The organism is Paracidovorax valerianellae (genome assembly GCF_900102625.1).
Lineage (GTDB): Bacteria > Pseudomonadota > Gammaproteobacteria > Burkholderiales > Burkholderiaceae_C > Paracidovorax > Paracidovorax valerianellae.
The window spans coordinates 459,787-481,046 of sequence record NZ_FMZC01000004.1; the positions used below are offsets into that span (position 1 = coordinate 459,787).

22 protein-coding genes and 1 riboswitch are annotated in these 21,260 nt (G+C 68.7%); of the genes, 17 read left to right on the forward strand and 5 right to left on the reverse strand.

Annotated features, from left to right (window positions below; all coding sequences use genetic code 11):
* Positions 1-52: 52 nt before the first annotated feature.
* The gene (locus BLT03_RS09820) at positions 53-973 is read right to left on the reverse strand and encodes a phosphoribosylaminoimidazolesuccinocarboxamide synthase (protein WP_092742917.1); all 921 of its coding nucleotides are present in this window, start codon (positions 971-973) and stop codon (positions 53-55) included.
* 421 nt (positions 974-1,394) lie between these two features.
* Here BLT03_RS09820 and hpf point away from each other — a divergent pair, with 421 nt between their 5' ends.
* The 3 genes from hpf to hprK all read left to right on the forward strand — a co-directional run bounded on the left by hpf (position 1,395) and on the right by hprK (position 3,315).
* Positions 1,395-1,730, forward strand: a complete 336-nt coding sequence (gene hpf / locus BLT03_RS09825; protein ID WP_092742920.1) for a ribosome hibernation-promoting factor, HPF/YfiA family — start codon at positions 1,395-1,397, stop codon at positions 1,728-1,730.
* A gap of 123 nt (positions 1,731-1,853) precedes the next feature.
* Positions 1,854-2,324 (forward strand): PTS sugar transporter subunit IIA, encoded by a 471-nt coding sequence (locus tag BLT03_RS09830; protein ID WP_092742923.1) that lies wholly within the window; start codon positions 1,854-1,856, stop codon positions 2,322-2,324.
* Positions 2,325-2,361: 37 nt separating this feature from the next.
* Positions 2,362-3,315 carry an HPr(Ser) kinase/phosphatase gene (gene hprK, locus BLT03_RS09835; RefSeq protein ID WP_092742926.1) on the forward strand — a complete coding sequence of 318 codons (954 nt, stop codon included), beginning with the start codon at positions 2,362-2,364 and terminating at the stop codon, positions 3,313-3,315.
* Positions 3,316-3,366: 51 nt separating this feature from the next.
* On the opposite strand, the gene fur is transcribed toward hprK, so the two are convergent.
* Entirely contained in the window at positions 3,367-3,804 is a 438-nt protein-coding gene (gene fur, locus BLT03_RS09840) for a ferric iron uptake transcriptional regulator (RefSeq protein WP_092742929.1), read from the reverse strand.
* Positions 3,805-3,896: 92 nt separating this feature from the next.
* Between fur and BLT03_RS09845 the strand changes: the two genes are divergently transcribed.
* The 8 genes from BLT03_RS09845 (at position 3,897) to BLT03_RS09880 (ending at position 12,402) form a co-directional block, all read left to right on the forward strand.
* Positions 3,897-4,445, forward strand: coding sequence for an outer membrane protein assembly factor BamE (locus BLT03_RS09845; protein ID WP_092742932.1), 549 nt, complete (start codon positions 3,897-3,899; stop codon positions 4,443-4,445).
* 56 nt (positions 4,446-4,501) lie between these two features.
* Positions 4,502-5,350, forward strand: coding sequence for a 4-hydroxy-tetrahydrodipicolinate reductase (gene dapB / locus BLT03_RS09850; RefSeq protein ID WP_092742935.1), 849 nt, complete (start codon positions 4,502-4,504; stop codon positions 5,348-5,350).
* 17 nt (positions 5,351-5,367) lie between these two features.
* Positions 5,368-6,057, forward strand: coding sequence for a MotA/TolQ/ExbB proton channel family protein (locus BLT03_RS09855; protein WP_092742938.1), 690 nt, complete (start codon positions 5,368-5,370; stop codon positions 6,055-6,057).
* A 19-nt stretch (positions 6,058-6,076) separates the two neighbouring features.
* Positions 6,077-6,526 carry an ExbD/TolR family protein gene (locus BLT03_RS09860; RefSeq protein ID WP_092742941.1) on the forward strand — a complete coding sequence of 150 codons (450 nt, stop codon included), beginning with the start codon at positions 6,077-6,079 and terminating at the stop codon, positions 6,524-6,526.
* Between the two features lie 162 nt (positions 6,527-6,688).
* Positions 6,689-9,370: a leucine--tRNA ligase gene (gene leuS / locus BLT03_RS09865; RefSeq protein ID WP_092742944.1), complete on the forward strand. Its 2,682-nt coding sequence runs from the start codon at positions 6,689-6,691 to the stop codon at positions 9,368-9,370.
* Between the two features lie 2 nt (positions 9,371-9,372).
* A complete protein-coding gene (locus BLT03_RS09870) occupies positions 9,373-9,873 on the forward strand; it encodes an LPS-assembly lipoprotein LptE (RefSeq protein WP_092742947.1) in 501 nt (166 codons plus the stop codon).
* A 100-nt stretch (positions 9,874-9,973) separates the two neighbouring features.
* Positions 9,974-11,026 (forward strand): DNA polymerase III subunit delta, encoded by a 1,053-nt coding sequence (gene holA / locus BLT03_RS09875; RefSeq protein WP_092742950.1) that lies wholly within the window; start codon positions 9,974-9,976, stop codon positions 11,024-11,026.
* Complete coding sequence (locus BLT03_RS09880) at positions 11,002-12,402, forward strand: NAD(P)/FAD-dependent oxidoreductase (RefSeq protein WP_245711309.1); 1,401 nt, start codon at positions 11,002-11,004, stop codon at positions 12,400-12,402. Before holA ends, BLT03_RS09880 begins: the two co-directional genes overlap by 25 nt.
* Here BLT03_RS09880 and BLT03_RS09885 read toward each other — a convergent pair whose 3' ends face one another.
* From BLT03_RS09885 to BLT03_RS09895, 3 genes are all read right to left on the reverse strand, one after another.
* A complete protein-coding gene (locus tag BLT03_RS09885; protein WP_092742953.1) occupies positions 12,403-12,714 on the reverse strand; it encodes a hypothetical protein in 312 nt (103 codons plus the stop codon).
* Positions 12,715-12,741: 27 nt separating this feature from the next.
* Positions 12,742-13,311 (reverse strand): manganese efflux pump MntP, encoded by a 570-nt coding sequence (gene mntP, locus BLT03_RS09890; RefSeq protein WP_092743112.1) that lies wholly within the window; start codon positions 13,309-13,311, stop codon positions 12,742-12,744.
* Between the two features lie 15 nt (positions 13,312-13,326).
* Positions 13,327-13,509, reverse strand: a riboswitch (yybP-ykoY riboswitch).
* Between the two features lie 248 nt (positions 13,510-13,757).
* Complete coding sequence (locus BLT03_RS09895; protein WP_092742955.1) at positions 13,758-14,147, reverse strand: nuclear transport factor 2 family protein; 390 nt, start codon at positions 14,145-14,147, stop codon at positions 13,758-13,760.
* 263 nt (positions 14,148-14,410) lie between these two features.
* Here BLT03_RS09895 and BLT03_RS09900 point away from each other — a divergent pair, with 263 nt between their 5' ends.
* The 6 genes from BLT03_RS09900 to BLT03_RS09925 all read left to right on the forward strand — a co-directional run bounded on the left by BLT03_RS09900 (position 14,411) and on the right by BLT03_RS09925 (position 21,249).
* Entirely contained in the window at positions 14,411-15,640 is a 1,230-nt protein-coding gene (locus BLT03_RS09900) for an ABC transporter substrate-binding protein (protein ID WP_092742958.1), read from the forward strand.
* A gap of 12 nt (positions 15,641-15,652) precedes the next feature.
* Entirely contained in the window at positions 15,653-17,587 is a 1,935-nt protein-coding gene (locus tag BLT03_RS09905; protein ID WP_092742961.1) for an ABC transporter permease, read from the forward strand.
* Complete coding sequence (locus BLT03_RS09910; RefSeq protein ID WP_092742965.1) at positions 17,584-18,378, forward strand: ABC transporter ATP-binding protein; 795 nt, start codon at positions 17,584-17,586, stop codon at positions 18,376-18,378. Before BLT03_RS09905 ends, BLT03_RS09910 begins: the two co-directional genes overlap by 4 nt.
* On the forward strand, positions 18,375-19,127 hold the full coding sequence (locus BLT03_RS09915; RefSeq protein ID WP_092742968.1) for an ABC transporter ATP-binding protein: 753 nt from the start codon (positions 18,375-18,377) through the stop codon (positions 19,125-19,127). The genes BLT03_RS09910 and BLT03_RS09915 overlap by 4 nt, the downstream gene beginning before the upstream one ends.
* Positions 19,128-19,140: 13 nt before the next feature.
* Positions 19,141-19,752, forward strand: a complete 612-nt coding sequence (locus BLT03_RS09920) for an NTP transferase domain-containing protein (protein WP_175537716.1) — start codon at positions 19,141-19,143, stop codon at positions 19,750-19,752.
* A 216-nt stretch (positions 19,753-19,968) separates the two neighbouring features.
* Positions 19,969-21,249, forward strand: a complete 1,281-nt coding sequence (locus BLT03_RS09925) for a glutamate-5-semialdehyde dehydrogenase (RefSeq protein WP_092742974.1) — start codon at positions 19,969-19,971, stop codon at positions 21,247-21,249.
* The last annotated feature ends 11 nt before the right edge of the window (positions 21,250-21,260 follow it).

Consider the following 21,260-nt stretch of genomic DNA (forward strand, 5'->3'; position numbering starts at 1 on the left):
GGCCGCCGGGACGTCGCCGCCACGCGATGGCGGCGTGCGCGGCAGGGGAGGGTCAGCCGACCAGGCGTTCGAGCGCTTCGCGGTACTTGGCCGCGGTCTTCTCGACCACTTCGCGCGGCAGGCGCGGTGCGGGCGCGGTCTTGTTCCAGGGCTTGCCGTTGATCTGGGTCTGCTCCAGCCAGTCGCGCACGAACTGCTTGTCGTAGCTGGGTGGGTTCTCGCCAGCGGCCAGCGCGCTTTCGTAGCCTTCCACGGGCCAGTAGCGCGAGCTGTCGGGTGTCAGCACCTCGTCCATCAGCACCAGCGTGCCATCGGGAGCCAGGCCGAATTCGAACTTCGTGTCGGCAATGATCATGCCCTTTTCGAGGGCGATGGCCGCGGCCTCCTGGTAGATGGCGATGCTGATGTCGCGGATCTTCGTGGCCAGTTCGATGCCGATCATCTCCACCGTGCGCTCGAAGGTGATGTTCTCGTCGTGCTCGCCCATCGCGGCCTTGGCGGCCGGCGTGTAGATGGGCTGTGGCAGCTTGGCCGCGTTGGTCAGGCCCTCGGGCAATTGCACGCCGCACACGGCGCGAGATTCCTGGTATTCCTTCCAGCCGCTGCCGGCCAGGTAGCCCCGCACCACGGCTTCCACGGGGATCGGCTTCAAGCGCTGCACCAGCATCGAACGGCCTCGCACCTGGGACGCTTCGTCCGGCGTCACCACGCTCTCGGGGTCTTCGCCCGTCAGGTGGTTGGGGCACAGATGCCCCAGCTTGTCGAACCAGAACAGCGCCATCTGCGTGAGCAGTTCGCCCTTGCCGGGAATCGGCTCGCCCATGATCACGTCGAAGGCCGAAAGGCGGTCGCTGGCCACCATCAGGATGCGGTCGTCGCCCACGGCGTAGTTGTCGCGCACCTTGCCGCGCGCAAGCAGCGGCAGGGACGTGAGGGCGGAGGTGTGCAGTGCGGAGGAAAGGGGCAAGGTCATGGTGGGTGAAGCGATTGCGAACGGGAAAGCCGCGGCTTTCGGCGGCAGGGCCGGCCAGCCCGCGATTTTAGGGCGCGTGCCGAAGCCGCGAAATCAGGGGGAGTTTGCGGAAAAAAGGAGGGTGCAGCGCGGCACGTGGAGAGCGCTCCCGTGCTTGAGGAACCGGTGCGCTGCCGGCGCTGGCGATGGGCGCCAGGCGCCTCCAGCGGCAGCGGAGCAAAGCCGGCCCATTGTGCGCCGTTTTGCGGCCCTTGGCACCTTGGCCGCCAAGACCCGCCCGCCGACTTCGGTATGCGATTGCAATTCGCTGTGGCCGGGCGCATAGTCAATCCAACACATGCATGAGTTGCCCTTTCGCCGGGCCGTCCGACCAAGACCGTGAGGACGGCGTTTCTTCAACGAGAGCCCAGGAGGCTAGTTTATGAACCTGACGATCAGCGGTCACCACCTCGAAGTTACCCCCGCATTGCGTGCCCATGTGACGGAAAAGCTGGACATCATCAGCAAGCACTTCGACCAGGTAGTCGATGTCAAAGTGCTCCTCACGGTCGAGAAGCAAAAGGAAAAGGAAAAGCGACAACGCGCGGAATGCAATGTGCACGTGAAAGGCAGTGATCTGTTCGCCGAGAGTTCCCATTCCGACCTGTATGTGGCGGTCAACGAACTGGTGGAAAAACTGGACCGCCAGGTGGTACGCCACAAGGACCGCATCCAGAACCATCACCATGGCGCCATCAAGCGAGAACTCGCAGTCTGATTTTCCGCCAGGGGCCTGAGCAGCCAAACCCTTTGCAACGCCGCCCTGAGGGGCGGTTTTTTTGTGCCCCCCTCGAAGTGCTCAGGGTTTATGCTAGGGGGTGCATAATCGCAACCCTTCACCATGAACCGTCTTGCCTCCATCCTGCCTGCCGCTCAAGTGCTCGTGAGCGTCGATGCCACCAGCAAAAAGCGCGCTTTCGAAGAGGCAGGGTTGTTGTTCGAGAGCCAGCACGGCCTTTCGCGCGCCCTCATCACCGACAGCCTCTTCGCCCGCGAGCGGCTCGGCTCTACCGGATTGGGCCACGGCGTGGCCATTCCGCATGGCCGCATCAAGGGCCTGAAGGCGCCGATGGCCGCCGTGTTCCAGCTGGCCCACCCCATCGGTTTCGATGCGCCGGATGAGCAGCCGGTCGGTTTGCTGATCTTCCTGCTGGTGCCCGAGGCGGCCACGCAGAAACACCTGGAAATCCTGTCCGAGATCGCCGAGCTGCTGAGCGACGGCTCGCTGCGCGAGCGCATCAAGGGCAGCACCGATGCCTCCGAGCTGCACGGCCTGATCGCCGGTTGGCAGTCCGCCCAGGCCACGGCCTGATCCGCCGCCACCGCGACCGATCCCCGCTGAGATTCTTGTGAAACCCAATGTTGTCAGCGCCGATGTCCTCTTCGAGGAATTCCGCGCCGCGCTGAAGTGGGAATGGGTGGCCGGCCTCGGCGCCTCAGAGCGCCGCTTCGACGAAGTGGCGGTGCGCTCCGCGCGCTCCGGCGCCGACCTGGTGGGCTACCTCAATTACATCCATCCCTATCGGGTGCAGATCCTGGGCGAGCGCGAAACCGCCTACCTGACCAACGCCACGCCCGAAGATTGCAAGCGCCGCATCGCCCGCATCGTCACGCTGGAGCCCCCGGTGCTGGTGCTGGCCGACAGCCAGGTCGCGCCCGATGCGCTGCTGTCCATGTGCGAGCGCGCGCAGATTCCGATGTTCTCCACGCACGAGTCGTCGGCCTTCGTCATCGACGTGCTGCGTGCGTACCTGTCCAAGCACTTCGCCGACCGCACCACGATGCACGGCGTGTTCATGGACATCCTGGGCCTGGGCGTGCTGATCACCGGCGAATCCGGGCTGGGCAAGAGCGAACTGGGCCTGGAACTGATTTCGCGCGGCAACGGCCTGGTGGCGGACGACGCAGTGGACCTGTTTCGCATCAACCAGACCACCATCGAAGGCAAGTGCCCCGACCTGCTGCAGAACCTGCTGGAAGTGCGCGGCATCGGCCTGCTGGACATTCGCGCGATTTTTGGCGAAACCGCAGTGCGGCGCAAGATGCGGCTCAAGCTCATCGTGCACCTGGTGCGCAAGGAAACGCTGGAGCGCGACTACGAGCGCCTGCCGTACGAGCCCCTCACGCAGGATGTCCTGGGCGTGCCCGTGCTCAAGGTGGTGATCCAGGTGGTGGCCGGCCGCAACATCGCCGTGCTGGTCGAGGCCGCCGTGCGCAACACCATCCTGAACCTGCGCGGGATCGATACCTACCAGGAATTCGTGGAGCGGCACCGTCGCGCCATGGAGCGCGACGGCTCCTGATCCAGATCAGAGGCCGATGGCCCGGACTGCCGGGCGCGATCCCTTGGGTGATCAGCGGTGGTTGTGCGACGTGGCCAGCTTGGCGCACGTGGCGCATTGGCCGTACAGCGCCATCGAGTGGTCTTGCACTACCCAGCCCTTGGCCTTGGCGACCAGCTGCTGGCGCTTTTCGATCTCGGGGTCGTAGAACTCCTCGACCTTGCCGCACACCGTGCAGATGAAGTGGTCGTGGTGCTGGCCCTCGTTGAGCTCATACACCGCCTTGCCGCTTTCGAAGTTGCTGCGGTTCAAAATACCGGCCTGCTCGAACTGCGTGAGCACGCGGTACACGGTGGCCAGGCCGATGTCCGAGCGCTCTTCGAGCAGCACGCGGAACACGTCTTCCGCGGTCATGTGGCGCTGCGCGCCTTTCTGGAAGATCTCGAGGATCTTCAGGCGCGGCAGGGTCGCCTTCAGGCCGGTGCTCTTGAGTTCGTCGATGTTCGTCATGACAGGGGTTTCCGTGTACCAAACCAGCGTGCCAAAGCCCGGGAGAACCTGCCGCTACAATGGGTCGGATCATATCGCCTATGCCTACATCCATGTCCGTTTCCGCCCGCTGCAGCGCCCGTTGGGCCCTGACCCTGTTGTTCGGCGCCAGCTTGACGGCCTGCGGCAGCTTCGATAGCGCCAGCAACCGCGTCGCCAACCTGGTCACTCCCTACAAGGTGGATGTGGTGCAGGGCAATTTTGTCTCCCGTGAACAGGTCGAGGCGCTCAAGCCCGGCATGGGGCGCCAGCAGGTCAAGGAAATCCTGGGCACGCCCCTCGTGACCAGCCTGTTCCACGCCGACCGCTGGGAATACGTCTTCACGCTGAAACGCCCCGGCGTCGAAGTGCAGTCGCGCAAGCTCACCGTGTTCTTCAACGGCGACCTGTTCGACCGGGCCGAGGGCGACGAGATGCCCACCGAGGCAGAGTTCGTCGCCACGCTGGGCACCCGCACCCCGAAGAACAAGGTGCCGGTGCTGGAGGCGACCGAGGCCCAGCTGGCCAAGTTCCCCAAACCGGCCACGCTGCCCGAGCCCGCCGATTCCCCCGTGCCCACGCCGCCGTCCAGCTACCCGCCGCTGGAATCGTCGACTCGCTGATTCCCGCCGGCCAGGGCCTGGTGCACACCGGCCCTGCGGCTTAGCCGCTTTTTTGCATGACCGCCTCCAACACCCCGACCGCCTCTTCCTCCACCCCCTGCCGCGTGGCGGTTGCCGGGGCGTCCGGCCGCATGGGCCGCATGCTGATCGAGGCCATCCGCGCCACCGACGGCGAATGCGTGCTGGCAGGCGCGCTCGACGTGGCGGCCAGCCCGGCCATCGGTTCCGACGCCACGGCCTTCCTGGGCCATGCCAGCGGCGTGGCCATCACGGCCGATGTGCGCGAAGGCCTGCGCCATGCCGACGTGTTGATCGACTTCACCCGCCCGGAAGGCACCATGGCCCACCTGGCGGTGTGCGCCGAGACGGGCGTCAAGATGGTGATCGGTACCACGGGCCTGTCGGACGCGGACAAGGCCGAGATCGCCGCCGCCAGCGCGCGCACGGCCATCATGCTGTCCCCCAACATGAGCGTGGGCGTGAACGTCACGCTCAAACTGCTGGAATTGGCCGCCAAGGCCATGTCCACCGGCTACGACATCGAGATCATCGAGAGCCATCACCGCCACAAGGTGGACGCGCCCTCGGGCACCGCGCTCAAGATGGGCGAGGTCATCGCCCAGGCCCTGGGCCGCGATCTTAAAGACTGCGCCGTCTATGCCCGCGAAGGCATCACCGGCGAGCGCGATCCATCCAGCATCGGGTTTTCGGCGATCCGCGGCGGCGACATCGTGGGCGACCACACCGTGATGTTCGCCGGTACCGGCGAGCGCATCGAGATCACCCACAAATCCGCCAGCCGCACGACCTACGCGCAGGGCAGCCTGCGCGCCGTGCGATTCCTCGCCGCGCACAAGACCGGCCTGTTCGACATGTTCGACGTGCTGGGCCTGAACGCCGCCTGACGGCCGGCGCGCACGCGATGGACGGCCTGCACTGGTGGCGTCAGGGCGACGCGGTCACCCAGATCAGCGCGCTGCTGCTGCTGGCCATGTCGGTCGCCAGCTGGGTCGTGATTGTCTGGAAGGCACTGCTGATGCGCCGCGCGGGTGGCGACGTGGTGCGCGCCATCTCTGCTTTCTGGCAGGCCCCGTCGATCGCCTCGGCGGCGGAACGCCTCCCCACCTTTGACCGCGATGCCCTCGTGATGCCGCTGGTGCAGGCTGCAGGTGCGCTGGCCGGCGCCGGCGGCCAGGGCGCCGCCACCCTGGCCGTGCGCGGCAGCCTTTCGCAGCAGCTCACGCGCGGCCTGCGCGATGCGCTGCATGCCGTGCTGGGCCGGCTGCAGTTCGGGCAGGTGCTGCTGGCCACCGTGGGCTCCACGGCGCCTTTCGTGGGCCTGCTGGGCACGGTGTGGGGCATCTACCATGCGCTCACGGCCATGGCCGGCGCGGGCCAGATCACCATCGACCGCGTGGCCGGGCCCGTGGGCGAGGCGCTGGTGATGACCGCCGCCGGGCTGACGGTGGCCATTCCCGCCGTGCTGGCCTACAACGTGTTCGGCCGCTTCATCGGCCGCATCGAGGCCGACCTCGAAGGCTTCGCGCGCGACCTGCGCGAACTGGTGCTGGACGACGCCGGCATCGCCCCGCTCGCTGCGGCGAACGACTGACGCCGCACGCGACCGCGCCATGGCATTCGGCCGCCTCGAACGCACCGCCGGGCCGCAGCCCATGAGCGACATCAACATGACGCCGCTGGTCGACGTGATGCTGGTGCTGGTGGTCATCTTCATCCTCACCGCGCCACTGCTGGCGAGTTCGATCCGCCTGGACCTGCCGCGCGCCGAGGGCGCCACGCCGGGCGCGCCGCCGCAGTCGGTCACCCTCGTGCTCGACAAGGCGGGGCAGGCTTACCTGGACGACGTGCCGCTGGCCCCGGCCGCGCTGGCCGAGCGGCTGGCGCAACTGGCCGGCCAGCGCCCCGACACCGAAGTGCAACTGCGCGCCGATGCCGCCGTGCCCTATGGCCGGGTGGTCGAGCTGATGGGCGCGGCCAACGCGGCGGGCCTGCGGCGTATCGCCTTCGTGGCCGATCCGGCCCAGGCGGCGGCCCCGGCCGCCCCGGCCGCGCCGCGTTGATCCTTCAGTCCGGACTGCGAGAGGGTCACATTCGGGCCGCGATGGTCGGCGATGCACCGCTCGGCAGTTCGTAGAGTCCGCCAGCGGCATCGCGCCTAAAATCGCCGGCTGACATTCCGCTCACTTTCTTTCGTGGCCGCACCGTGGCGGCCCCGCCAACCCATGCAAGACAAATACAACCACACCGAGGTCGAGCGCGCCGCGCAGGGCCACTGGACGGCCACCGACGCCTACCGCGTGACCGAGGATGCGAGCCGGAAGAAGTTCTACGCCTGCTCCATGCTGCCTTACCCCAGCGGCAAGCTGCACATGGGCCACGTGCGCAACTACACCATCAACGACATGCTCGCGCGCCAGTTGCGCATGAAGGGCATGAACGTGCTGATGCCGATGGGCTGGGACGCCTTCGGCCTGCCGGCCGAGAACGCGGCGCTCAAGAACGGCGTGCCGCCCGCGCAGTGGACGTACGACAACATCGCGTACATGAAAAAGCAGATGCAGGCGATGGGCCTGGCCATCGACTGGTCGCGCGAAGTCGCCACCTGCGACCCGAGCTATTACCGCTGGAACCAGTGGCTGTTCCTCAAGATGCTGGAAAAGGGCATCGCCTACCGCAAGACGCAGGTCGTCAACTGGGACCCGGTGGACCAGACCGTGCTGGCCAACGAGCAGGTGATCGACGGCAAGGGCTGGCGCACGGGCGCCACGGTGGAAAAGCGCGAGATTCCGGGCTACTACCTCAAGATCACCGATTACGCCGAAGAGCTGCTCGGCTTCGTCACCGGCGACCAGCTGCCCGGCTGGCCCGAGCGCGTCAAGCTCATGCAGGAGAACTGGATCGGCAAGAGCGAAGGCGTGCGCTTCGCCTTCCCGCATGACATCCGCGCGGCCGACGGCACGCTGATCGGCGACGGGCGCATGTACGTCTTCACCACGCGCGCCGACACCATCATGGGCGTGACCTTCTGCGCCGTGGCGCCCGAGCACCCGCTCGCGGCCCGTGCGGCGCAGGGCAATTCGGCCATTGCCGCCTTCATCGAAGAGTGCAAGAGCGGCGGCACGACCGAGGCGGAACTGGCCACGCAGGAAAAGAAGGGCGTGCCTACGGGCCTCGTGGTGACGCACCCGCTCACCGGCGAAGAGGTGCCGGTGTGGGTCGGCAACTACGTGCTCATGGGCTACGGCGACGGCGCCGTGATGGGCGTGCCCGCGCACGACGAGCGCGACTTCGCGTTCGCGCTCAAGTACGGCATCGACATCAAGCAGGTCGTGCTGGTCGATGGCGAAACCTTCGACTACCACCACTGGCAGGACTGGTACGGCGACAAGCAGCGCGGCGTCACCGTCAACTCCGACAGCTTCAGCGGCCTGTCCTACGCCGAGGCCGTGCAGGCCGTGGCGCATGCGCTCGCGCAAAAGGGCCTGGGCGAGACCAAGACCACCTGGCGCCTGCGCGACTGGGGCGTTTCGCGCCAGCGCTACTGGGGCACGCCGATCCCGATCATCCATTGCGACGAGCACGGCGCCGTGCCCGTGCCCGAAAAAGACCTGCCGGTGGTCCTGCCCACCGACTGCGTGCCGGACGGCTCGGGCAACCCGCTGCACCACCACGAGGGCTTTCATGCCGGCGTGACCTGCCCGGTCTGCGGCAAGGCCGCGCGCCGCGAGACCGACACCATGGACACGTTCGTGGACAGCTCGTGGTACTTCATGCGGTATTGCGACCCGAAGAACAGCGAAGCCATGGTGGCCGAAGGTGCCGACTACTGGATGCCGATGGACCAATACATCGGCGGCATCGAACACGCGATTCTTCACCTGCTGTACGCACGCTTCTGGACCAAGGTGATGCGCGACCTGGGCCTGGTGAAGATCGACGAGCCCTTCACCAAGCTGCTCACCCAGGGCATGGTGCTCAACCACATCTACTCGCGCCGCACCGAGCAGGGTGGCAAGGAGTATTTCTGGCCGCACGACGTCGAGCACGTGCTCGACGAGGCCGGCAAGATCGTGGGCGCGAAGCTCAAGAACGCCGTCGGCAGCCTGCCCGCGGGCACGGCCATCGACTACGAGGGCGTGGGCACCATGTCCAAGTCCAAGAACAACGGCGTCGATCCGCAGGACCTGATCGAGCGCTACGGCGCCGACACCGCCCGCCTGTACACCATGTTCACCGCGCCGCCCGAAGCCACGCTGGAGTGGAACGACGCGGCCGTGGAAGGCAGCTACCGCTTCCTGCGCCGGGTGTGGAACTTCGGCCTCAAGCTCGCGGCCATCGACAAGGACGCGGCGCTGGCCAGCGTGGCGGGCGCCTCCGCCCTGAAGGAAGTGCCGTTCGGCAAAGAGGCCAAGGCCCTGCGGCTGGAGATCCACACCGTGCTCAAGCAGGTGGATTACGACTACCAGCGCATGCAGTACAACACCGTCGTGTCCGGCGCGATGAAGATGATCAACGCGCTGGAAGACTTCAAGGCCAAAGGCAGCGCCGGCGCGCCGGTCGCGCTGATCGAAGGCTTCGGCATCCTGCTGCGCGTGCTGTACCCGGCCACGCCCCACATCGCGCACAGCCTGTGGAGCGGCCTGGGCTATGCCGGCGCGCTCGGCGACTTGCTCGATGCGCCGTGGCCCCAGGCCGATGCCGATGCGCTGGTGCAGGACGAGCTGGAGCTGATGCTGCAGGTCAACGGCAAGCTGCGCGGCTCCATCCGCGTGCCCGCCTCGGCCGACAAGGCCGAGATCGAGCGCGCCGCCCTCGCGAGCGAGGCTTTCGTCAAGCAGGCGGACGGCGCCACGCCCAAGAAGATCGTGGTCGTGCCGGGCCGCCTGGTCAACGTGGTCATCTGACAATGCAAAAACGCACCCTTTTGTCGCTGCTGGCCGTGGCGCCCCTGGCCGCCTGCGGCTTTCACCTGCGCCGCGCGCCCGAGTTCCAGTTCCGCTCGCTCTATGTGGAGGCCGGCGGGGGCTCGCCCCTGGCGCGCGAGCTGCAGCGCACGCTGCAGGGCGCGGGCGGCAACCTCACGGTGCTGCGCGATCCGGCGCAAAAGCCCAACGCCGAAGCCATCTTCGAGCTGCTGTCCGAGCAGCGCGAGCGCGTGGTGGTGGGCTACAACGCCTCCGGCCAGGTGCGCGAACTGCAACTGCGCCTGCGCATTCACTTTCGGCTTCGCAACCAGCAGGGCGCGGAGCTGGTGCCCGACACCGAACTGCTGCAGCAGCGCGACGTGAGCTACAACGAAAGCATCGCGCTGGCCAAGGAGGCCGAAGAGGCGCTGCTGTACCGCAACATGCAGACCGACCTCGTGCAGCAGCTGCTGCGCCGGCTGGCAGCAGCGCGCCCGCTTTGATGGCCGATGCTTCGTTTGCTATTGATTTAATAGCTGCCAGCGCAATCATTACTAGGGCGCACGGCCTGTTTCATTCAAAACCCCTGCTCCGGCCGCTCCCATGCAAGTCGCCCTGAACCAGCTGTCCGCGCACCTGCAAAAGGGCGTGCGCCCGCTCTACACGCTGCATGGCGACGAGCCGCTGCTGCAGCAAGAGGCGGCCGACGCCATCCGGGCGGCGGCGCGCAGCCAGGGCTACACCGAGCGCAGCAGCCACACGGTGGCCGGCGCGCACTTCGACTGGAGCGCCGTGCTGGCGGCGGGTGGTTCGCTCTCGCTCTTCGCCGACAAGCAGATCGTGGAGATCCGCATTCCCTCCGGCAAGCCCGGCAAGGACGGCGGCGCGGCACTGCAGCAGATCGCCGAGGCCGCGCAGGGCAACGACAGCACGCTCACCCTGGTGCTGCTGCCGCGCCTGGACAAGGCCACTCGCACCGGCGCGTGGTTCAGCGCGCTGGATGCCCGGGGCATCTCGGTGCAGATCGACCCCGTGGAGCGCGCCGCGCTGCCGCAGTGGATCGCCCAGCGCCTGTCGCTGCAGGGCCAGCGCGTGGCCGGCGGCGAAGAGGGGCAGCGCACGCTGCAGTTCTTTGCCGACCGCGTGGAAGGCAACCTGCTGGCCGCGCACCAGGAGATCGCCAAGCTCGCGCTGCTGCATCCGCCCGGCGAACTGTCGTGGGCGCAGGTCGAGGCGGCGGTGCTCAACGTGGCGCGCTACGACGTGTTCAAGCTCTCCGAAGCCGTGCTGTCGGGCCAGGTGGCGCGCGTGCAGCGCATGCTCGACGGCCTGCAGGCCGAGGGCGAGGCCGAGGTGCTGGTGCACTGGGCACTGGCCGAAGACATTCGCGGCCTGAAGCGCGTGAAAGACGCGCTCAACGCCGGCAAGCCCCTGCCGATCGCCCTGCGCGAAAACCGCATCTGGGGACCGAAGGAGCGCCTGTTCGAGCGCGTCGCCCCGCGCCTGTCCGACGCGGCCGCTGCCCGGCTGCTGCAGTCGGCGCACACGGTGGACGGCATCGTCAAGGGCCTCAAGGTGCCCGACTGGCCCACCGACGGCTGGCAGGCGCTGCAGCGGCTCGCGCTGCAGCTTTGCAAAGCCTGCGGGGCGCGGTGACCGGCGCTCCGGCGGCGCTGCGAAAGCCCTCGCGGCCTTCTTCGCCTTCGCTGCCCTCGCTGACTTTGGGGCGGCTGCCGGCCGACGACGCCACCAATGGCTGGTCGGCCATTCTTGCGCCCCGCAGGCCTCGCCCCGCGCTGCAGGGCACCGTGCGGGCCGACTGGCTGGTGCTGGGTGCGGGCTATGCCGGCCTGGCCGCGGCGCGGCGCCTGGCCGAACTGCGGCCGCACGCCCGCGTGGTGCTGGTCGACGCCGGCACGGTGGGCGACAACGCCTCGGGCCGCAACTCGGGCTTTGCCATCGACGTGCCGCACAACGTGGGCAGCTCGCTCGAAGAACTGCGGCAGGCGGCGCACTACCAGCGCCTGCTGGCGGCCGGCATGGCCGACCTGCAGCAGCAGATCGCCCGGCACGCCATCGATTGCCAATGGCGCCGTGCCGGCAAATACCACTGCGCGGTGTCGCCTGCGGCCGAGCGCACGCTGGCCCACCATGTCGCGGAGCTGAGCGCCCTGAACGAGCCGCACGAGCTGCTGGGCCGCGATGCGCTCGCTGCGCGGCTGGGCACGCGCTACTTCGCCGCCGGCCTGCATACGCCCGGCACCGTGCTGTTGAACCCGGCAGCGCTCTGCCAGGGTCTGGCGGTGGCACTGCCGGGCCAGGTAGCCCTGTACGAGAACACCCCGGTGCACACGCTCGACATCGCGCCGCACGCCGTCGTGGCGCACACGGCGCAGGGCCGCATCGAGGCGCCGCAGCTCATCGTGGCCAGCAACGGCTTCGCGCAGCAACTCGGGTTTTTTCAAAGCGAAACCTTTCCGCTGGCCACCTTCGGCTCGCTGAGCGCACCGCTCACGAGCGAACAGCAGGAGCGCCTGGGCGTCCCGGAAGGCTGGGGCGTGACGCCCGTGAACGCCGTGGCCGGTGCCACGCTGCGCTACACCGACGACCACCGCCTGCTGGTGCGCCAGGGCTTTGAATATGCGCCGCGCTTTCGCGTGGCCCCCGCCGTGCGCGAGCGCGTTCGGCGCACGCACCGCGCCGTGTTCGATGCGCGGTTTCCGCAGCTGGCCGATGTGCCCCTGGCGCACTTCTGGGAAGGCGCCATCGCCATCACGCGCAACGGCGCCCCGCGCTGGGGCCGCTTCGCTGCCAACGTGCACGGCGTGGCGGGCTGCAACGGCGTTGGCATCGTCAAGCACACGGTGCTCGGGGCGCTCGCGGCCGATCTGGCGCTGGGGCAAGACCACCCGCTGATCGCCGACGCGCTGGCCCTGGGCGCCCCCCGCCGCATGCCGCCCGAGCCGTTCATGGGCCTGGGCGTGCGGGCCTACATCGCCAAGGAAAAGTGGGCAGGGCGCGCGGAACGCTGATCAGCCAGCGGCGCGCAGCGTGGCGCCGGCCTTGTCCGCCCACTGCTGCAGGCTGTCCAGCAGGTCTTTCTGGCTGAACGAGCAGCTTTCTTCGGAAAACAGCGCGCTCGATTCAAGGCGGTCGAGCAGCCCGTGCAGCACTTCGGCGTAGCGCGGGGGCAGCGCGGCCAGCAGCGCCGTCTGCGCACGGGCGGTGTCGCTCAAGGCGGTGGCCGGGCCGCTCTGCGTGCGGCATTCCGCCAGGGCGGATTCCAGCAGGGCGAGCTGGGCCAGGGCCGGGCTTGGTGCGATGGGGTCGGGTGAGGTCGTCATGCGGCAAGGGTAGCGGCAGCGGCGGGCTCAGAGCGCCGTCAGGTGTTCGTACAGGATGACCGAGCCGATGCCGATCAGCAGCAGCCCCCCGACGGCCTCGGCCCAGCGGCCCGCGATGCTGCCCAGCACACGGCCCACCATCACGCCGATCGTGACCATGGCGAAGGTCGCCAGGCCAATGGCGGCGGCCACGGGCAGGATGCCCACATCCACGAACGCCAGCCCCACACCCACCGCCATCGCGTCGATGCTGGTGGCGAAACCCGTGACGGCCAGCAGCCAGAAGCCGTGGCGGGCGGGCTTTTCGGCCGCTTCGGCATCGGGCGCCTGGAAGGCGGCGAACACCATGCGCAGGCCCAGCACGGACAGCAGCGCGAAGGCGATCCAGTGGTCCCATTCCTTCACATAGCCCGAGGCGGCGTAGCCCAAGGCCCAGCCGGCGATGGGTGTGAGGGCTTCGATCACGCCGAAGATGGCGCCGGTGCGCAGCGCTTCGGACCAGCGGGGTTTCTGCAGGGCGCTGCCCTTGCCGACGGCGGCCGCGAACGCGTCGGTGGACATGGCCAGCGCGAGCAGGGCGGTGGAGGCGAAATTCATGGTGGGGGAGTCGTTGTGCGGCCGGGCGAGCGCAAAGGCACGCCCCCGCTGCCCGACCTGTCGTCGCGGTGGCATGCCGATGGTCTCGCCAACCGCAACGGTTGCCGGCGCCACGGCATGCAGCATGCCGAGTGTGTTGACGCAGGCGCCTTCGTACAACGCTCGAAATACATTGCACGAAAGCCGGCTACTCCCCAAGGGAGCGCGGATTATAAAAGCCCGCCGTGAACCCTCGGCGCCGAATGGGCCGCGCGGAGGCCGGCCCCGCTCCGCCGCGCCGACCCTGCCGGCACGGCGACGCCGGTCTCGGACTGCCGGCTGCCGGGTGGGAATGTCCCCGGGTTTTCGGGTGTCTGATCAAATCGGGCTCCAGCGCAATAATCACTAGGGTGCATAGCTATTAATTTAATAGCAAACGGTGGACTGTATTGCTCCCGCGCCCGGAATCAGGCCATCGCGCGATCGACCAGCAGGGTGTCGGTGAACTGCTCGAAGCGCACGATCTGCTCGCCCTGCACCTGCCACACGTGCGCGGCCCGCACCTGCAGGGCCTTGCCCGTGCGGCCATGGGTGCCCGAGTAGCTGCCGACGCCCACGATGCGGTCGCCGCCGTCGATCAGCGTCTCCAGATCGAAGCGGTAGCCGATCCAGTCGGCGCCCAGCACCTTGAACACGTTGTCGATCACCTGCTGCGGACCCACCCAGGTGCCGGCACACGGAAAGCCCGCCATTTCGGTCCACTGCACGTCGGGGGCCATGTCGGCCATCATGGCGGCGATGTCCTGGCGGGCGGAGGCGGCGTAGTGGGCGGTGACGAGTTCGAAAGGCGTGCGCATGAAAGTCCCGAAAACAGTGGTGGAGAAGGCCGCGCCATGCCGAATGGGGCAGGGCGGCGTCGAGATGGCCCGGCGTGTTTAACACGGCCGGCGCCCTGCGCGGTCGCCCGGGCCGGCCGCGCACCCGGGACAATGCGGTCCGCAAGGCCCTGCGATCGCTGCGATTTCGGGGCTCGGCCCGCGGCGAATGTGCCAGCATCGGGGGTTTGCGCTGGCGGACCCGCAAAAAAGGCAGTCCGCCCTCTATTTCGCTAGGAGTTGTCATGAGCTTTCCCCACCGTTTCGTTGCGGGCGCCGGCGCGCGCTGGCTGGCCGCGGCCTGTGTCGCCGTGCTGGGCGCGGCCCCCGCCTGGGCGCAGGGCACGATCAAGATCGGCGAGATCAACAGCTACAAGGCCCAGCCGGTGTTCCTGGAGGCCTACAAGAAGGGCATGAACCTGGCAGTGGACGAGGTCAACGCCGCGGGCGGCGTCGGCGGCAAGAAGCTCGTGCTCGTCACGCGCGACGACAACGCCAACCCCGGCGAGGCGGTGCGCCTGGCCGACGAACTGGTCTCGCGCGAGCGCGTGGACCTGCTGGTGGGCACCTTCCTGTCGCACATCGGGCTGGCGCTGGCCGACTACGCCCAGCAAAAGAAAAAGTTCTTCCTCGCCAGCGAAGCGCTCACCGACAAGATCACCTGGCAAAACGGCAACGCCTATGCCTACCGCCTGCGCTCGTCCACCTACATGCTGTCGGCCGCGCTGGTGCCCGATGCGCTCAAGCTCAAGAAAAAGCGCTGGGCCATCGTGTACCCCAACTACGAATACGGGCAGTCCGCGGTCGATACCTTCAAAAAGCGCATGAAGGAGCAGCAGCCCGACATCGAGTTCGTGATCGAGCAGGCCGCGCCGCTGGGCAAGCTGGACGCCGGCAGCGTGGCCCAGGCCATCGCCGACGCCAAGCCCGATGCGATCTTCAACGTGCTCTTCGGCCCCGACCTCGCCAAGTTCGTGCGCGAAGGCACGACGCGCGGCCTGTTCAAGAACACGCCCGTGGTCAGCGTGCTGACCGGCGAGCCCGAATACCTGGAGCCGCTGCGCGACGAAGCGCCCGTGGGCTGGATCGTGACGGGCTACCCCTGGTACAGCATCGACACGCCGGCCCACAAGGCGTTCGTCGCGGCCTACCAAGCCAAATACGGCAAGGAAGACCTGCGGCTCGGCTCGGTGATCGGCTACAGCACGATCAAGTCGCTGGCCGAAGGCGTGAAGCGCGCCGGCGGCAAGACCGATGCCGAATCGATGGTCAAGGCGTTCAGCGGCCTCAAGGTGCCCACGCCCGACGGCGCGATCGAATACCGCGCGCTCGACCACCAGTCCACCCTGGGCGTGTACGTGGGCAAGATCGCGCTCAAGGACGGCAAGGGCGTGATGGTGGATTACCGCTACGTGCCCGGCGAGACGCTGCTGCCGCCCGACGCCGAAGTCCGCAAGCTGCGCCCCGTGCCCTGACCGGGCACCGCCATGGACCTGTCCGGCTTCCTGATCCAGCTGCTCAACGGGCTGGCCGAGGCGTCGTCGCTGTTCCTGGTGGCGGCGGGCCTGTCGCTCATCTTCGGGGTGACGCGCATCGTCAACTTCGCGCACGGCTCGTTCTACATGCTGGGCATCTACCTGGCGTATTCGCTCGTCGAGCGGCTGGGCGGCCTGCTGGGCGGGCCCGTCGGCTACTGGTTCAGCCTGATGCTGGCCGCGCTGCTGGTGGGCGCCATCGGCGCGCTGGTGGAGGTGGTGCTGCTGCGGCGCATCTACAAGGCGCCTGAGCTGTTCCAGCTGCTGGCCACGTTCGCGCTGGTGCTGGTGGTGAACGACGCGGTGCTGTGGCTATGGGGACCGGAGGAGCTGCTGGGCCGGCGCGCGCCGGGCCTGGCCGGATCGATCGAACTGATGGGCCGGCAGTACCCGACCTACAACCTGCTTTTGATCGCCATCGGGCCGGCGGTGCTCGGCCTGCTGTGGCTGCTGCTCACGCGCACCCGCTGGGGCACGCTGGTGCGCGCCGCCACGCAGGACCGCGAAATGCTCGGCGCGCTGGGCGTGAACCAGGCGTGGCTTTTCACGGGCGTGTTCGCGCTGGGCGCCATGCTCGCGGGCCTGGGCGGGGCGGTGCAGTTGCCGCGTGAGCCGGCCAGCCTGGCGCTGGACCTGCGTGCGATCGGCGAGGCGTTCGTGATCGTGGTGGTGGGCGGCATGGGGTCGATCCCGGGCGCCTACGTGGCCGCGCTGCTGATCGCCGAGATCAAGGCGCTGTGCGTGGGGCTGGGCACGGTGCACTGGTTCGGCGTGGAGGTGTCGTTCTCCAAGCTCACGCTGGTGGTGGAGTTTCTGGTGATGGCGCTCGTGCTCGTGTTCCGGCCCTGGGGCCTGATGGGCCGGCCGCAGACGGTCAGCCGCAATTCGGCGCCGGTGGAGGCGCCGCTGCGCCCGGGCACGCCGCTGTTCAAGGCCGCGGTGCTGATCGTGCTGGCCGCCATGGCGGCGCTGCCGCTGCTGTCGGCGTGGCTGCCGTATGCCACCGTGCTGGCGCAGGACGTGCTCGTGGCGGTGCTTTTCGCCGTGAGCCTGCACTTCATCATGGGCCCGGGCGGCATGCATTCGTTCGGCCACGCGGCCTATTACGGGCTGGGTGCGTACGGCGCGGCGGTGCTGCTCAAGGCCTTCAGCATGCCCATGCCGCTGGCCATGGCGGCGGCGCCGCTGGTCGCAGGGGCCGGGGCGCTCGTCTTCGGGTGGTTCTGCGTGCGCCTGTCGGGCGTGTACCTGGCCATGCTGACGCTCGCGTTCTCGCAGATCGTGTGGTCGATCGTGTTCCAGTGGGACGACGTCACCGGCGGTTCCAACGGCATGATCGGCGTGTGGCCCGCGCCGTGGCTCGGCGGCACGGCTTACTACTACCTCACGCTGGCGCTGGTGGCGCTGTCGCTGTTCGCGCTGCGGCGCATGCTGTTCGCACCGTTCGGCCTGGCCCTGCGCGCGGGCCGCGATTCGGCGCTGCGCGCCGACGCCGTGGGCATCGACGTCAAGCGCGTGCAGTGGATGGCCTTCGTGATCGCGGGCGTGTTCGGCGGCCTTGCCGGCAGCCTGTTCGTTTTTTCCAAGGGCAGCATTTCGCCCGAGGCCATGGCGGTGGGCAAATCGGTGGACGGGCTGGTCATGGTGCTGCTGGGCGGTATCCAGACGCTGCTGGGCCCCATCGTCGGGGCGGCCGCGTTCAACGTGCTGCAAGACACCATCATGCGGGCCACGGACTACTGGCGCGCGCTGTTCGGCGGCGTCATCCTGCTGCTGGTGCTGGCGTTCCCGCAGGGCATCGCGGGCTTTGCGCAACAGGTCGCGCACGGCTGGGCCGCGCGGCGCCGGGCCCGGGTGCCCGCAACGGCTGGGGAGGCCGGGCCATGACCTTGCTGCAAGTGCGCAACCTCCGCAAATCCTACGGCGGCGTGCAGGCCGTGGACGGCATCAGCTTCGACCTGGCGGAAGGCGAACTGCTGGCGCTCATCGGCCCCAACGGCGCGGGCAAGTCCACCACCTTCAACATGGTCGGCGGGCAGACGCCGGCGTCTGCCGGCTCGGTGCGGCTGCAGGGCCGCGAGCTGGTGGGCTTGCAGCCGCGTGCCATCTGGCGCCTGGGCGTGGGCCGCACGTTCCAGATCGCGGCCACCTTCGCCGCGCTCACGGTGGTCGAGAACGTGCAGATGGCGCTGCTGTCGCACCACCGCCGCGTGTTCGCGCTGTGGCGGCCCGCGGCGCCGCAGTACCGGGGCGAGGCGCTCGCGCTGCTGGCGCAGGTCGGCATGGACGCGCAGGCCGACCGCCCTTGCAGCGAACTGGCCTACGGCGACATCAAGCGCGTGGAGCTGGCCATGGCGCTCGCCCACGGTCCCCGGCTGCTGCTGATGGACGAGCCCACGGCCGGCATGGCGCCGACCGAGCGCAACGACCTCATGGCGCTGACCAGGCGCCTCGTCGTCGAGCGCCGCATGGCCGTGCTGTTCACCGAGCACAGCATGGACGTCGTCTTCGCCCATGCCGACCGCGTGATCGTGCTGGCGCGGGGGCGGCTCATCGCCGAAGGCACCGGGCAGGCCATCCGCAACCATCCCGAGGTGCAGGCGGTGTATCTGGGTGCCGGCACCACCTTCGGCCAAGGCCGAGCCGGCAGCGGCGCAGCGCAGGCGGGGGCGGCATGACGGCGGTGAATGCATTCGATGGGTCGGCGCCGCTGCTGGAGGTGTCCGGCCTGAATGCCTGGTACGGCGCGGCGCACATCCTGTTCGACGTGTCGCTGCAGGTGCGCCGCGGCGAGGTCGTGGCGCTGATGGGCCGCAACGGCGCGGGCAAATCCACCACCTTCAAGGCCATCATGGGGCTGCTGGCCAGGCGGCAGGGGCGGGTGGATTTCATGGGCCGCCCGATCGCCGGGCTGCAGCCCTACGAGATCGCGCGGCGGGGGCTGGGCTTCGTGCCAGAGGACCGGCGCGTGTTCGCCGACCTCACCGTCACCGAGAACCTCGCGGTCGGGCGCCAGCCGCCCCGCCGCTGGGCCGACGGCAGCGAGGCGCCGTCGTGGACGCCGGCCGCGCTGTACACGCTGTTTCCCAACCTGGGCGCTATGCAGGACCGGCCCGGCGGCCAGATGAGCGGCGGCGAGCAGCAGATGCTCACCGTGGCGCGCACGCTCATGGGCAACCCGTACCTGGTGCTGCTGGACGAGCCGTCCGAGGGCGTGGCGCCGGTGATCGTCGAGCAGATGGCAGAGACGATCCTGCAGCTCAAGGCCCGGGGCGCGAGCATTCTGCTGTCCGAGCAGAACGTGCGCTTCGCCGAGATGGTGTGCGACCGGGCCTATGTGCTGGAAAAGGGCCAGATCCGCTACGAGGGGTCGATCGACGCGCTGTCGCGCGACGAGGGCGTGCGCCGCGCGTACCTCACGGTCTAGGCACGGGCCGCGCATGGACCCGGTCCGCCACGCTGCCACGTCTGTGCCCGCGCCCGCGCCAGCCCACGGCGTGGTCGGCGTGCTGCTGGCCGCCGGCCACGCGCGACGCTTTGGCAGCGACAAGCGCCGCGTGCCCTGGCCCGGCCATGGTTCGTTGATGGAAGCCGCGCTCGCGCCGCTGCAGGCCGTGTGCCCGCGCGTCGTGGCCGTGCTGCCGCCGGGCGATGCCTGGGGGCTGATGCTGTGCCGGCGCCTGCAGGTGGAGGTGGCCTGGTCGTTCCGCCGCGGCGCGGGGCTGGCCGCGTCGCTGTCGGCCGCCCTGCCGCAGGTGCGCGGCGCGCCGGCCATCGTGGTCGCGCTGGCCGACATGGGCGATGTGCGGGCCGACACGCTGCGCGCTCTCATCGCCGCCTGGCAGCGCCGGCCGGAGCAGCCCGTGCTGCCGGTGTTCGCCGGCCAGCCTGGCAACCCCCGGCTGATTCCGGCGCCGCTGTACGCCCGGCTGGAGCGCCTGTCGGGCGACGACGGCGTGCGCCGGGCGCTGGACTGGAAGGCCGCCCAGGCGTGCGCCGTGGATGACCCGGGCGTGCTGCGCGATCTGGACACGCCCGCTGGGCTGGGCTGACAGCGGGCCTTTTGGCGCCACGGCGGTCGGGTGGAATTTGGTCAAATCGGCCTCCAGCGCAATATCCTCTAGGGGGCGTTGCTATTAATTTGATAGTGATGTGGTGGCGGGACCGATGGGTGCCGGACCGCGCACTCCTGGCACTGCAGCCCCTGGCTTTGCAGGCCACATCCTCACGCTCGCGCACGGGCAGCCAACTGCGTCAAAATCGCGCCCATGAATGCGCTCCACATCGCCGAATACACCCATGGCCTCGGCATCCAGGCAAAAGCGGCTTCCGCGCTGATGGCGCGTGCGCCGGCAGCTATCAAAAGCAAAGCACTTCTCGCCCTGGCACGGCTGCTGCGCGAGCAGACCGCCCCGCTGCAGGAGAGCAATGCCCGCGATCTGGAGCGGGCCCGCACCGCCGGCCTGGCCGAACCCATGGTGGATCGGCTCAAGCTCACCCCCAAGGTGCTCGAAACCTGCGCGCTGGGCTGTGAACAGCTCGCCGCGATGGGCGACGTGATCGGCGAGATCACCGGCATGCGCCAGCAGCCCAGCGGCATCCGCGTCGGCCAGATGCGCGTGCCGATCGGCGTGTTCGGCATGATCTACGAGAGCCGCCCGAACGTGACCATCGAGGCGGCCAGCCTCAGCATCAAGAGCGGCAATGCCTGCATCCTGCGCGGCGGCTCCGAGGCGATCGATTCCAACAAGGCGCTGGCTTCCCTGGTGCAGCAGGCCCTGGCCGAAGCCGGCCTGCCCGAAGACGCGGTGCAGCTCGTGCAGACCACCGACCGCGAGGCCGTGGGCCACCTGATCGCCATGCCCGACTACGTGGACGTGATCATTCCGCGCGGCGGCAAGGGCCTGATCGAGCGCATCAGCCGCGATGCCAAGGTGCCCGTCATCAAGCACCTGGACGGCAACTGCCATACCTATGTGGACGACCCCTGCGACATCGCCATGGCGGTGAAGGTGGCCGACAACGCCAAGACGAACAAATACAGCCCCTGCAACGCCAGCGAGAGCCTGCTGGTGGCGCGCGGCGCGGCGGCCGAATTTCTGCCGCAGATCGGCGCGGTGTACGCCGCCAAGGGCGTGGAGATGCGCGGCTGCCCCGAATCCCTGGCCCTGCTGGCCGCGGTGCCGAATGCCAAGCTGGTGCCTGCCACCGAGCAGGACTGGAGCGAGGAATACCTCGCCCCGATCATCAGCGTGAAGGTGGTGGACGGCCTGGACGAGGCCATCGCGCACATCAACCGCTACTCCAGCCACCACACCGATGCCATCCTCACCACGCACCACGGCCACGCCCAGCGTTTCCTGCGCGAGGTGGACTCGGCCAGCGTGATGGTGAACGCCAGCACCCGTTTCGCCGACGGCTTCGAGTACGGGCTGGGCGCCGAAATCGGCATCAGCACCGACAAGTTCCATGCCCGCGGCCCGGTGGGCATCGAGGGCCTCACCTCGCTCAAGTACGTGGTGCTGGGCGAAGGCGAAGTGCGCCAGTGATGGCCTCCTGC